The sequence below is a fragment of the Gordonia malaquae NBRC 108250 genome (assembly GCF_000344135.1).
Classification (GTDB): Bacteria; Actinomycetota; Actinomycetes; order Mycobacteriales; family Mycobacteriaceae; genus Gordonia; species Gordonia malaquae.
On the sequence record NZ_BAOP01000003.1, the window covers coordinates 194,150 to 206,108 of the forward strand.

The 11,959-nt window shown below is 66.0% G+C and carries 14 protein-coding genes; 5 read left to right on the forward strand and 9 right to left on the reverse strand.

Annotated elements, in window-relative coordinates; genetic code table 11:
* The first annotated feature begins 82 nt into the window (after window positions 1–82).
* Window positions 83–466, forward strand: a complete 384-nt coding sequence (locus GM1_RS02895; RefSeq protein WP_306302642.1) for a GIY-YIG nuclease family protein — start codon at window positions 83–85, stop codon at window positions 464–466.
* Between the two features lie 66 nt (window positions 467–532).
* Here the strand turns inward: GM1_RS02895 and GM1_RS02900 are convergent, their stop codons facing one another.
* The 5 genes from GM1_RS02900 to GM1_RS02920 are packed head-to-tail and all read right to left on the reverse strand — an operon-like array spanning window position 533 to window position 5,611.
* Window positions 533–1,267, reverse strand: a complete 735-nt coding sequence (locus tag GM1_RS02900; protein WP_008376472.1) for a MerR family transcriptional regulator — start codon at window positions 1,265–1,267, stop codon at window positions 533–535.
* A 9-nt stretch (window positions 1,268–1,276) separates the two neighbouring features.
* Window positions 1,277–2,773: a flavin-containing monooxygenase gene (locus tag GM1_RS02905; RefSeq protein WP_008376474.1), complete on the reverse strand. Its 1,497-nt coding sequence runs from the start codon at window positions 2,771–2,773 to the stop codon at window positions 1,277–1,279.
* 13 nt (window positions 2,774–2,786) lie between these two features.
* A complete protein-coding gene (locus tag GM1_RS02910) occupies window positions 2,787–3,710 on the reverse strand; it encodes a ferritin family protein (RefSeq protein ID WP_008376476.1) in 924 nt (307 codons plus the stop codon).
* 15 nt (window positions 3,711–3,725) lie between these two features.
* A complete protein-coding gene (locus tag GM1_RS02915; RefSeq protein ID WP_008376478.1) occupies window positions 3,726–4,610 on the reverse strand; it encodes an SDR family NAD(P)-dependent oxidoreductase in 885 nt (294 codons plus the stop codon).
* Window positions 4,610–5,611 (reverse strand): alpha/beta hydrolase fold domain-containing protein, encoded by a 1,002-nt coding sequence (locus GM1_RS02920; RefSeq protein ID WP_008376480.1) that lies wholly within the window; start codon window positions 5,609–5,611, stop codon window positions 4,610–4,612. The genes GM1_RS02915 and GM1_RS02920 overlap by 1 nt, the downstream gene beginning before the upstream one ends.
* Window positions 5,612–5,790: 179 nt before the next feature.
* Between GM1_RS02920 and GM1_RS02925 the strand changes: the two genes are divergently transcribed.
* Genes GM1_RS02925 through GM1_RS02935 form a run of 3 tightly spaced genes read left to right on the forward strand, consistent with a single transcriptional unit; the run spans window position 5,791 to window position 8,387 of the window.
* The gene (locus tag GM1_RS02925; RefSeq protein ID WP_223291376.1) at window positions 5,791–6,273 is read left to right on the forward strand and encodes a hypothetical protein; all 483 of its coding nucleotides are present in this window, start codon (window positions 5,791–5,793) and stop codon (window positions 6,271–6,273) included.
* A 7-nt stretch (window positions 6,274–6,280) separates the two neighbouring features.
* On the forward strand, window positions 6,281–7,558 hold the full coding sequence (locus GM1_RS02930; protein ID WP_008376483.1) for a flotillin family protein: 1,278 nt from the start codon (window positions 6,281–6,283) through the stop codon (window positions 7,556–7,558).
* A gap of 10 nt (window positions 7,559–7,568) precedes the next feature.
* Entirely contained in the window at window positions 7,569–8,387 is an 819-nt protein-coding gene (locus GM1_RS02935) for a hypothetical protein (protein WP_052005280.1), read from the forward strand.
* Here GM1_RS02935 and GM1_RS02940 read toward each other — a convergent pair.
* A complete protein-coding gene (locus GM1_RS02940; protein WP_008376487.1) occupies window positions 8,372–8,992 on the reverse strand; it encodes a pyridoxamine 5'-phosphate oxidase family protein in 621 nt (206 codons plus the stop codon). The genes GM1_RS02935 and GM1_RS02940 overlap by 16 nt on opposite strands.
* Before the next feature lie 14 nt (window positions 8,993–9,006).
* Here GM1_RS02940 and GM1_RS02945 point away from each other — a divergent pair, with 14 nt between their 5' ends.
* Window positions 9,007–9,471: a carboxymuconolactone decarboxylase family protein gene (locus GM1_RS02945; RefSeq protein WP_008376488.1), complete on the forward strand. Its 465-nt coding sequence runs from the start codon at window positions 9,007–9,009 to the stop codon at window positions 9,469–9,471.
* Between the two features lie 97 nt (window positions 9,472–9,568).
* Here the strand turns inward: GM1_RS02945 and GM1_RS02950 are convergent, their stop codons facing one another.
* From GM1_RS02950 to GM1_RS02960, 3 genes are read right to left on the reverse strand one after another with little or no spacing between them, the layout of a single operon-like run.
* Entirely contained in the window at window positions 9,569–9,901 is a 333-nt protein-coding gene (locus GM1_RS02950) for a GNAT family N-acetyltransferase (RefSeq protein ID WP_008376490.1), read from the reverse strand.
* A gap of 5 nt (window positions 9,902–9,906) precedes the next feature.
* Window positions 9,907–10,869, reverse strand: coding sequence for a pirin family protein (locus GM1_RS02955; protein ID WP_008376491.1), 963 nt, complete (start codon window positions 10,867–10,869; stop codon window positions 9,907–9,909).
* Between the two features lie 10 nt (window positions 10,870–10,879).
* Complete coding sequence (locus GM1_RS02960) at window positions 10,880–11,956, reverse strand: heparan-alpha-glucosaminide N-acetyltransferase domain-containing protein (RefSeq protein ID WP_008376494.1); 1,077 nt, start codon at window positions 11,954–11,956, stop codon at window positions 10,880–10,882.
* Between the last annotated feature and the right edge of the window lie 3 nt (window positions 11,957–11,959).

The window sequence follows — 11,959 nt, forward strand, 5'->3', positions numbered from 1 at the left end:
CGGCTTGGTGATTGAGCCGGACGGAGCGGAGCGGAGTCCGTGTCGAAATCTGGTGACGTGCGCTGAGTCGGTGGACGTGCCTGTGGATAACGTGCTAGTCAGATCCAAGCAGGCGGTGGATGCTGTCGGAATGGCCGGGTATCTGTACATGCTGGAATGCGCTGACGGATCGTTCTATGTCGGGAGCACTCGCAATATGTTTGAACGTCTCCGACAGCACCGCGCGGGCGAGGGTGCCGCGTACACGAGTCGACGTCTCCCCGTCCGCCTCGTGTACGTGGCGGAGTTCCCGACGGTCGCCGAGGCGTTCGCGCGCGAGAAGCAGGTCCAAGGGTGGGGAAGGTCCAAACGAGTCGCGCTTGCCCGCGGTGACTTCGATCAGCTGCACATGCTTTCACAGCGTGGCCAGCGCGGTGCCGTCCCGGACGACGCTCCGCTGCCGTCGATCACGATGTTCGACGAGTAGGTGTGGGGCCCCAGCCCGGGTGGCGGCGATTTCGACTCGCCTCCTCGGCTGCGCCTCGTCAACGGCTCAATCACCAAGCAAGGCCTCCGCGAGGTATTCCTTGATCTCCTGTTCGCGCGCATCGTCGAGAGCTCGATCGAGGGCGGCGTAGGCGTTCGCCGTCGCCGAGGAACGCATGGTCGCGAGGAGATCCGTCACCCACTCCACCTCGTCGGACGTAGTGGGCAGCCAGCCGACGCCCTCCCGCCGAACGATCTCGTCGCGCGCGCCCGACATCAGCACTCGAACGGCGTCGGCGAGACGATCGGTGAACTCGCGGTGAACTCCGATCAGGGTGCGCAGTTCCATCCCGCGCTCGACGAGTCGCCCGAGGTTCTTCAGGATGTGGTCATCGACGGCACGGACCCGCGACGACCCGTCGACGCGTGTGACGATCCGCGCGTCGACGAGTGCGTCGAGAGTCTCGGCGTCGACCGGGCCGAGCACGCGTTCCAACTCGTCATGCGTGATCTCGTCGGGCCGCCGTTGCGCCCACCGGAGATCCAGCAGATCCGGCAGATCGAGCGCCTCGGCGACCATTGCACGGGGGTTGGTGAGAAACGTCCCGATGTGCTTGAGCGTGAAGCCGTTGCCCAACAACCGATTGATGGCCCGCAGATTCGCAAGATGGCGCTCGGTGTAGATCGCCACACGCCCCCGGCGCAGGGGCGCGGGCAGCAGCCCACGCTCCTGGTAACCGCGAATGTTGCGCGTGGTGGTGCCGGATGCCCGCGCGAGGTCGTCGATCCGGTACTCGGTCATCGCACGAACCTACCCGGACATCACCGGAGTCGCGACAGCCGCCGCGTCGGTGTGCACCAGGATTCGGTAGTCCTGCAGGTCGACTTCACGGAGTTGATTCGCGTACTGGGTCGCGAAGCCGGGGAACATCGTCGCGTTGAAGCCGTCGTCGGTGAGATACCAGCTCTGGCAGCCCGAGTTCCACGTCGTCGATCGAAGCCGACGTTGGATGTCCTCGTTGTACTCCGCCTGCACGTCGGCGCGAACGTCGAGTGCCTTCCACCCGTTCGCCTCGACCAGACCGATCGACTCGGTGAGATAGTCGATCTGCGCCTCCATGTAGACCAGCGCGGAGTTGTGTCCGGGGCCGGAGTTCGGTCCGAACGTCACGTACAGGTTGGGGTAGCCCGACACGGCGACGCTGCGGTACGCGTAAGCACCGCCCGACCACTCGTCGGCGAGGACTCGCCCTCCGATGCCCGTGACGGGGAACGGTGTGCCCTGCTTTCCGACCTCGAACCCGGTTGCGAAGACGATGCAGTCGAACTGATGCTCGATGCCCTCGACGGTGCGGATACCCTTGGGTGCGATCCGGGCGATCGGCCAGGTCACGAGCTTGCAGTTGTCCTTCTGCAGTGCCGGGTAGTAGTCGCTTGTCATCAGCAGTCGTTTGCAGCCGGCCGAGAAGTCGGGTGTCAGCTGACGACGCAGCCACGGATCCTTGACTGTCAGGCGCAGGTTGAGACGGCTGACCGCTTCGACGACGCGGGTGATCGGACTGTCCCAGACCAGACCGAGAGCCATCGACTCGTGTCCCCAGTACCAGGCCGACCGTGCGAGGCTCTGAGCGCCGGGAACGTGACGGTAGATCGACTTGGCGAACTCGCCGGTCTCGACGTCGACGCGCGGAAGAACCCAGCCCGCGGTGCGTTGGAACACCTTGACCGAGCCGGCCTGCTTCACGAGGTGGGGCACGATCTGGACGGCACTGGCGCCGGTCCCGACCACCGCGACCTTCTTGCCCGCGAAATCGTAGTCGTGATCCCATCGTGCGCTGTGCACGACGTGCCCTTCGTAGTCGTCCAGACCCTTGATGTCCGGCAGTGACGGATTCGCGAGCGGACCGGCGGCCATGATCACCGAACGCGCTCGAACCGCACGACGACGTCCCGCGAACCGGATCGTCCACTCGCCGGTCTTCTCGTTGTATTCGAGCCCGGTCACCTCGTGACCGAACTTGATGTGCCGCGCGACGTCGAAGTCGGCGACCATCGAGTCGATGTAGTCGAGGATCTCCGCACTGCCCGAATACGTGTGCGACCACTCGGGATTCTGCGCAAAGCTGTACGAGTACAGCCGTGATGGGATGTCGCATGCGGCGCCCGGGTACGTGTTGTCCCGCCAGGTGCCCCCGACACGGTCACCCCGCTCGAAGACGACGACGTCGTCGATGCCCTTCTGCTTGAGGCGGATGGTGGCGCCGATGCCCGCGAACCCGGCGCCGATTACTGCAACTGCAATGGTCATGTGTCTGTAGTCCTCAGGCGGCCGGCTCGTAGGTGAGTTCCTGCGACCACGACGGTGTGCGGTGCACGAGGTCGAACGGGATGTACGACGTCACCTTGACCAGCGAGTCGGCGACGAGGTGGTACGGAACGTTCTTCCGGTCGATCACCCAGCTGCCGTGCATGGCGACGACCTGGAACATCGGGAGCCGGCGGACGTACTCGGAACGCTCGCCGACGGCACGGTATTTCCGCATCGCACCGTAGAGCTTCTCCTCGTCGACGCCCATCGCCACGATGTTGTCGCGCATCTTGTTCAGCAGCGGCATGTAGCTGAGGAAGCCGACCATGAGCGACGGCTTGACCCAACCGCCGACGAAGTCGGCGGTGCGCTTGCGAAGATCGGCGTGGCCGAGGATCTCCATTACCTCGTAGTCGACGGCGAGGTGACGGGACTCGTCCGAGTTGATGTGACGGAACACCTCCTGGGCCACCGGATCCTTGACCTCATCGGTGATGAACTTGATGAGCGCACCGTCGAGCGCCACCTCCAGCATCGGAATCACGGTGCCGAGGAACGACAGCGACATTCCGTCCGAGTACTTGTCCAGCCAGTTGATGATGAGCTGCACATTGACGTTCGGCGACGGGATCTCGTCGTTCTCGAGCATTCCCCACCGACGCATCAGGGCGAGCTCCGCGTTCGCGTGCTTCTGCTCCTCGGCGTGGAAGTGCTCGTAGATCGACTTCAAAGTCGGGGTCGGGGCCTTCTTCGCCATCGCCGCGAATCCGCGGGCGCCGACGTTCTCGATCCACATGAGGTCGGAGAGGAACGGCTTGAGCTTGGCGTGGAGTTCCGGCTCGATGAGTTCCGCGCCCGGCGCGTCCCAGTCGATGTCGGCGAGCGCCCACTGACGGTTCTTGATCATCGCAAGCATGCGATCGAGGTCCATGGCCATGATGTGTCCTTAGTCTTATCGGTGGTCGGCGGGTTCGGCGGCGTCGGTCTCCAGGGGCGCGACCCGTCCCAGAAGACCTGCGCCCCAGGTGTAGACGCTGGGAGTATGACGTTTCAGGTGCCAGATGACGTTGGCGTCGAACTGCGGGACGACATAGAGGCGTCCGAGGTCGTTCGCGTCGAGGGTCGATGCCGCGACGCCGGCCGGCGACATGCCGGTGAGTTCCATGAGGCGCCCGGCCAGGCCCTGCCCGGCTTCGGTGATCCGGCCGTCGCGGGCGACGTTGGTCTTCACGAACGTCGGGCACAGGACCGTCACGTTGACACCGCTGCCGCTCATCTCGGCGGAGAGGGTCTCCGACAGGGACATGACTCCAGCCTTGCCCACGTTGTACGGCCCCATGGCAGGCGCCGCGGCGAATCCGGCGGCCGACGCGACGTTGATGATTCCGCCGTGGCCGGTGGTGCGGAGCATCGGCGCGAACGTCTCGCACCCGTGGATGACGCCCCACAGGTTGATGCCGAGGGCCCAATTCCAGTCGTCCATGCCGATCGCGCCGACTGCCTTGCCTCCGATGCCGACGCCGGCATTATTGATGACAAGCGTCGGCGGCCCGTCGAACTCCCGGACCGCGAGGTCGGCGAGTTTCGTCACGTCGTCGCGGATCGCCACGTCACACACTGCGGCGACGGCACGGCCGCCGCTCCGAGTGATCTCACGGACTGTGTCGTCCGCGCGTGAACCGTCGATGTCCGCACACACCACGTGGCCACCGCGGTTGGCGAGTTCGAGCGCGAATGCACGGCCGATTCCACTTCCCGCGCCGGTGACGACAGCTTTCGCGTTGTGGCTGCGTCTGTTGCGGACGAAAGTGGACAGCACTGAGTCGATGCCGAACATCAGGCGACTCCTTCGGTGGTGGTGGCAGGTGTGGCGTTTGGCGCGCTGAGTGCGGCGACGACGAAGTCGCGGATCCGGAGCAGGGCGGCGTCGGCGTCGGGCGTCAGACGTGGCAAAGCCTGGAAGACGTGCATCTGGCCAGGCCAGACCTCCAATTGAGCCTGACCTCCGCGTGCGTTGACCTGGGCCACGAAGTGGCGGGAGTCGGCGGAGAGCATCTCTGCGCCACCCGCCTGCACGAGCATCGGCGGAGCGTCTGCTGCGGCCCGGTAGTCGAGTTCGAGTCTGCGGTCGGTCAGATCGGCGTCTCGTGTGTACAGGTCGACGAGGCGGCGGGCCGCGGCGGCAGTGATCATCGGGTCGCGGCGACGGCGCTCCTGTTGGGCGGACAGTCCGAACGTCAGGTCGACGACCGGTGAGAGCAGGACCGCGGCAGCAGGACCCGGTTCACCGTCCGCCGCACGGTTGAGCACAAACGCTCCCGTCAGATGCCCGCCCGCGGAATCGCCCGCAACGATCAGGTTCTGCGGTTCGTATCCGCGGTCGAGCATCCACTGCCACGCGGCGTCGACGTCGTCGGCCGCAGCCGGGAACCGATGTTCGGGCGCGAGCCGGTAGTCGGGGACGAAGCACGGCAGGCCGACCACTCCGGAGAGTCGCGCGACGAAGCTTCGGTGCGTGCCGGGCGAGCACATCATGTAGGCGCTGCCGTGCAGGTAGAGGACTGCGGACTCACTGCGCCGGTCGACGCCCGGTCCATACACCCACTCTCCCACCACGTCGCCATCGCGGACCTGAACCACGGACGCGCCCCGCGGCATCCGGCCGGCGGCGCCCATGAGCCCGGCGATCAGACCCCGGGACACGGCGACACCGGCTCTGCTCGTACCGATGCATCCGGTCACGGAGCCGACGCCGACTCGAGTGATCAACGCGTTCAGTCGGGTTCGAGTCGCCGCCGTTGCGGGAACCCGCGGAGCGGGCACGGTGTGTTCAACCATTTCTCGATGACACCACCCACCGTGCCACTTGTCAATGGCACGGTTGCCGATGTCAACCGAGTCGTTCGGGCAGACGGTGCCGAACGTCCGATGTGCGAGAATGAAGGCACACGAAACACGTAGCGGATTGGGGTGCCGTGCTCGGAATCGTCTTACTCGCAATAGGTCTCGTCGGCTTGGTGCTCACATTGCTCTCGCTGATCGGGTTCGAGTTCGCCCAGTTCGACGTGCACGTCGGAGACTCTGGAGCGGGGCTCCTGTCGGTCGCAACGCCGTTCCTCACCGGATTCGGGCTCCTCGCAGGCGGCCTGATGACGTTCAGCGACACCTCCACTCTCGTGGCGCTCGCAGCCGGAATCGGCACCGGAGTGGCGCTCAGCGTCGTCGCGATCGTGATCCTCGGTTACCTCGTCGGCTCCGAGGAGGAACTCCCCTCGTTCGACCTGATCGGTTCGACGGTCCGGATCGTCGAACCCGTGTCGGACGGCCGTCTCGGCACCGCCGAAGTGGCGACGCCTCTCGGATCGCGGCAGATCACCGTCCGATCCGACGATCCGCTCCCCCACAATGCCCAGGCCGTCGTCCTCGAGAAGGCCGACGGTCGAGAGATCTTCACCGTGTCGCCGATAACCTTCGGCGACGTTCATCCAGAAGGGAATTGATACACCCATGACCACTGTCATCTGGGCTGTCGCAGCCGTGGTGGTACTGCTCGTGCTCGTCGTTCTGCTCCTTCTGTCCCGGTACCGCGTGCCGGGCGCCGAGGAGGCGTTCATCGTCACCGGTACCGGCAAGGGGCATCAGGGCAAGGTGTACCGCGGCACCGGCACATTCGTGCTGCCCGTGGTTCAGCGTGCGACCCGCGTCCAACTGTCCTCGATCAAGGCCGACCTCGACACGTCGACGCCAGCCAACGACGGCATCGAACTGAAGGTGCGTGGTGTGGCCGTCGTGAAGGTCGGCGACACGCCCGAGGACATCCTCAAGGCCGGTCCCCGCTTCGGCGACGACCTCAATCGCGTCAACGCTCTCGTCACCGAGCAGCTGTCGGGTGAACTGCGTTCGATCGTCGGCACCATGACGGCCAAGAGCATTCTCGTCGACCGCCAGCAGCTCGTCGATCAAGTCGCGCAGTCGATCAAAGAGATCCTCGGCAACCAGGGTCTGGTGCTCGACAGCTTCTCGATCAACGACGTCCAGGACTCGGACGGCCAGTACTTCAGCGATCTCGCCGCCAAGGAGCGGTCCGATCAGTCGGCGATCGCCGCCCAGTCGCGCGCCGAGGCGCATCGTGTCGCTGAGCAGAGCCGTATCGCCAACGAGCAGGCGATCATCGAGCAGCAGCGTGAGCTGGACATCCAACGTGAAGCCGCCCGTCAGGCGACCGACCGCGCTGCGGCCGAGGCCGACGCCGTGCGTCCGCTCGTCGAGGCGGAGCGTCGTCGCATCCAGGTGGAGAAGGACAACGAGGTCGCCGAGCAGGCCGCTCGTCTGCGCGACACTCAGCTCGACGCCGAGGTGCGACGCCCGGCAGAGGCCGAGCTGTACGCCGCACAGCAGCGGGCGGAGGCACGCAAGGCCGAGATCACCGCGGAAGCCGAAGCGAAAGCCGCAGGCATTCGGATCACCGGTGAGGCCGAAGCCGAAGCTCTGGAGAAGCGTGCCGACGCACTCGGCAAGCTCGACAAGGTCGGCCAGTTGGAGCTCGTCATGAACAAGCTCCCCGACATCGTCCGTGCCGCAGCAGAGCCGCTCGCCGACTCGAACATCACACTGGTCGGCGATTCGGTGAGCCCGCTGACCCGCAGCGCAGGCGCGGGTGTTGCCAGCACGCTGGAAGTCATTCGCAGCACGACGGGCATCGACGTCGCGTCGATGCTCGCCGATCTCGGCCGATCCGAGACGACTGCGGTCGAGAAGACTCCGGACACGGCCTCGACCGACTAGCGTCCTAGGCGTGAACAGACGCCGCCGCTTGTACAGATTCTCCATCGCTCTCATCGTCGGAGGTCTGGCAGCGGCGGCGTTGTCGTCTGCTCCCGCGCACGCGGACACCTGGCGCAGCAAGTCGGTGAGCGACCACTTCACCCTTCTGTACAACGAGGGGCTCGCAACCGACCGGATCGGGCTGCTGCATCCGAGGGGCACCCTGTCGATCCGGCCCGACCTATGGCAGGCAGGCTGGCAGCACATCGGCGACCAGGACATCCACGCCGGATACACCTACGACGACTACGAGAACCTCCGTGCGAGCCGCAAGCTGTACACGATCACCAGCCCGCACGGAGTGATGACCAAGTACTACCACCCGCTCGAGCCCGGCGAGATGGCGAACAACTCGTTCGTCACCGTCGACCCGACCGGCGCGTACCTGGTGAGCGGCGAGTGGTTCACCGAGCAGCGATTCATCGTGTTCGCCAACCCCAAGGGTCGGCCTGCAGGCTCGACAATGCCGATCCTCAGCGAGATCCGGCTCGACACCCCGCTGACCAACGTGCAGAGCTGCGACTTCATGACCGACGACCGTCTGCTGTGCGCCGTGGACGAACCCGTGAACCGCGTCGTCTCCGTCCACCTGTCCGCTCCCGTCGGGGCGGCGTCGGTCGACGGCACCGTGGAACCGGAGTTCACCATCCCCAAGCGGAGCGTCTGTCGTGGAAGTTACGAATCCGAGGGCATCGATTACGACGTCTCGCGGCGGATTCTCAGCGTTGCGATGATCAACCCGAGCCCGTGCTTCGTGGGGACCAAGGTGTTCCGCTATCGCGCCAACTGACTGACCGACGCAGGCACGTCCGCGTCGCGACCGGTGTACGTGATCGGCGAGTCGTAGACCGTCCGCATCGGAATCACACCCGTCCAGTCGTCGGTCTCGACACCCGGACCACCGGTGCGCGCGTTCGCGATCCATTTGCCGTCTTCGACCGGCAACCTGAGGGCGATCGTGGCGGCCAACTCTTTCGGCAGGATCGCAGTGGTCTCCGCCGAGCGGCCGGGAACGATCCGATCGCTGAGCGCGGTCAGCGCCGTCGCCGGATCGTCCACCGGCTGGAGCACACCGCGAACGACGACGGCACGATAGTTCGCCGAATGGTCGAAGAGGGTGTCGGAGACGACAAGACCGTCGACCACAAACGCGGTGAGGGTGACTGCCGCGCCCGCGGCGACGTGTCGGAGCATCCCGGCTCCGGTCGATCCGTGGACGATCACGTCGTCGCCGATTCGAGCGAACAGCAGCGGCACGGACCAGGGCCAGCCGTCGACGACGGTCGACAACATGCCCACCATGGCCTCGTCGAGCACCTCGTCGAGGAGCGCACGATCACCGCCCCGATCGGTCTTGCGGGTGAGCCTGTGCAGCTGCTGAGGTTCGGTGCTCATGTATACGTTGTGTCATGCCGACTCCGCGCGTGTCCATCGATAAACAGACCCCGGCCATCTACAAACAACTGGTGGCGGTGTCTGCCGCCGCCAAACAGGCCGCAGCCGACGCCGGCCTGGACCGGACCGTCGTCGAACTCGTCAATCTGCGGTGCTCGCAGATCAACGGTTGTGCGTTCTGCCTGAGCCTGCACCACGCCGACGCTGTGGCCGCAGGGGTCACCGAACAACAGATCGCCGTGCTGCCGGCGTGGCGTGAAGCTCCTGCGCTGTACACCGACCAACAGCGAGCAGCACTCGAACTGGCCGAATCGACGACCGAACTGCCGTCCGTCGACGACGCCGACTGCGCGTACGAGCGCGCAGCCGACATCCTCGACGCAGCCCAGATCTCAGCTGTCACCTGGGCTGCAGTCGCGATCAACGCCTTCAACCGCGTTTCCATCATGAGCCGCTACAACGTCCACCCGCGGCCGTAGGTTCGGCGGTCGCCGCACATTCCCCTGCTCGTTGAGCCGACTCCGAGGCGATAGCCGAGGCGTCGTGTCGAAGCGTGCCCTCCCCGACAGAAAGCGCTCAGCGACTGCGGAGGAACTCGAGGATCTCCGGCGTCGGGCGGTCGACGATGTCGGAGAGTTCGTCGTGCTTGGAGACGTATCGCGCAACGAGCGGGCACACCGGCACCACACGCAGTCCGGCGGCTCGTGTGTCTGCGAGGGCGTCACGAACCAGAATCGAGCTCAGGCCGCGACCGGAAAACTTCTCGTCCAGTTCGGTGTGCGGAAAGATCCGCTGCTCGCCCCGGTCGACGAACTCGGTGAAGCCTGCGAGTTCACCGTCCACGCTGATGTCGTAGCGCCCCTGGGCGTCGTTGCGAGCGACGGTGATCTGCTCGGTGCTGTCAGTCATTCCGATTACCTCTTCCTCGGCTTGAGCCGACTAGTCGGGAGTGGTGGCGCGGGAATCCGGTCATCCGGCGTCCACCCGTCCACTGTGCCGAAACGCGTTGCGGCGCTCTCCCATTCCTCGCGGTACTCGACGATCTCTTCGTGGGTCCGGCCGACGAAGTTCCACCACATGATGATGTCCTCGCCGAACGGAGTGCCACCGAGGAGGATCACCCGGGCGACGGTGTCCGACGGGTTCGCCAGCCGGATCGTGGACACTCCTGGACCGACGTAGGCGAGGTCACCGTGGGCGAGGTCGACATCGTCGACCACCAACTGCTCAGTGTCGAGGAGAAACCCGTGTTCGAAGTCGGACCGGACCGGCAGCACGACCTCGGTGTGCGGCTCGAGTAGGATCTCCGCGCCGAGCAGCGGCGTCGCGGTGACGATCGGCGACGACGTCCCGACGAGCTCGCCGATGAAGACCCGCACGCTCCCGGCGTCGCCGAGAGGCGCCGACTCCGGCGCGTGATGCTGGAAACCGTGCGGATCGTCGCGAACTGCGTCGGGCAGGGCCACCCAGAGCTGAACACCGTGCAGGACCGTTGTCGCGTCGGTCGACATCTCCGAGTGACTGATCCCGTGGCCCGCCGACATGAGGTTGATCTCGCCGGGTAGCACCATCGCGTGGACTCCGGCGCTGTCGCGGTGTTCGATCTCGCCCTCGAAGAGCCAGCTGACGGTCTGCAGTCCGGTGTGCGGATGCGGGTAGACGCGCATACCGCCGCTGTCGGACACCGGATCCGGTCCGTAGTGGTCCGCGAAACACCAGGCGCCGATCATCGAGCGGTCACGGGTCGGCAGCGTTCGATTGACGATCATGGCGCGGATCCCGCCGAGGGGAACCTTTCGCGGTGTCACGACGTCCACTCCGGTGGTCGGACGGCCGGAACAGTCGATCTCGCCAGGTTCTGCGTCGAGGTTGCTCACGCCGTCGAGACTAGTCCCGATCTGCCGGTCGTGTCGTAGGCACGAGCGGACGCGCCACCACGAGCGAGAGCTTGAACACCAGGCTCTCCAGAGGTCCACGACCGATGGTCGCCGCCCACGCCGTGCACCCGATGATCACGCCGACGGTGATCGGCCAGAACGGGTGCAGCGCCCGGAACTCGGTGATGTCGTCCACCGGTCGGATCGCGATCCAGACCCACCAGATCAGGAGGTGTGCGGTGTACGCCGTCAGCGGCATCGAGCCGACGGCGCGGAGCGGGAGGCTCGCGGCGCGCAGCGGTGTCGCCACCACGAGTGTGCACAGGCCGATGACGACCAGAGCGAAACCTCCCGATCCGAGTGCTTCGCCGACGCCCGACGAGTGCGGTGCCGAGCTCATCTCGGCGATGCCGTGGTCGGCGGCGATCCCCCCGACGACACCGTCGCCGAGCAGCACGAACAGTGCGCCGACCCCGACGAGCAGCGCTGCGTCGCCGGTCCGGCGGCGAGTGAGCGCTCGACCTGCGGCCATGCCCGCCGCCAGGAAGCCCGCCCACAACACAAAGGGGAAGTACCAACCGATCAGACGGCCTCCGGCGATTGCCGTGTCGCCGTCGGCCGGCCACGGCACAGCGTCGATCGCGGTGAGCAGGAACGGCGCGACCACACCGAGCCCGACGGCCGTGGCCCACAGGAGGGACGTCCGAAGATGTTGGAGTCCGATGCCGATCAGAAAGAGCACACCGTATGCGGGCAGGATCACCTCGACCGGCAACCCGAGGAACAGAAGCAGGACACCGGCGGCCCAGATGATCGCCGCGCGGGCGGCCAGCATTCTGTTCGGGCCGGCCGACCCGGCACCGCGGTCACGAGACGGATCACCGACCAGGGTGATCGACACACCGGCCAGCATGGCGAAGAGGATCGACGACCGCCCCGTCGCCGCCCCTGCCCACGTCGACGGCGAACTCCATTCGAGGTCCGGCAACGTCGTCAGGTGGACGGCGAACATGCCGATGACGGCGAGACCGCGTGCGAGGTCCACGCCCGCCAGTCGATCGGTCGCGTCGAGACGCGCAAGGCTCATACG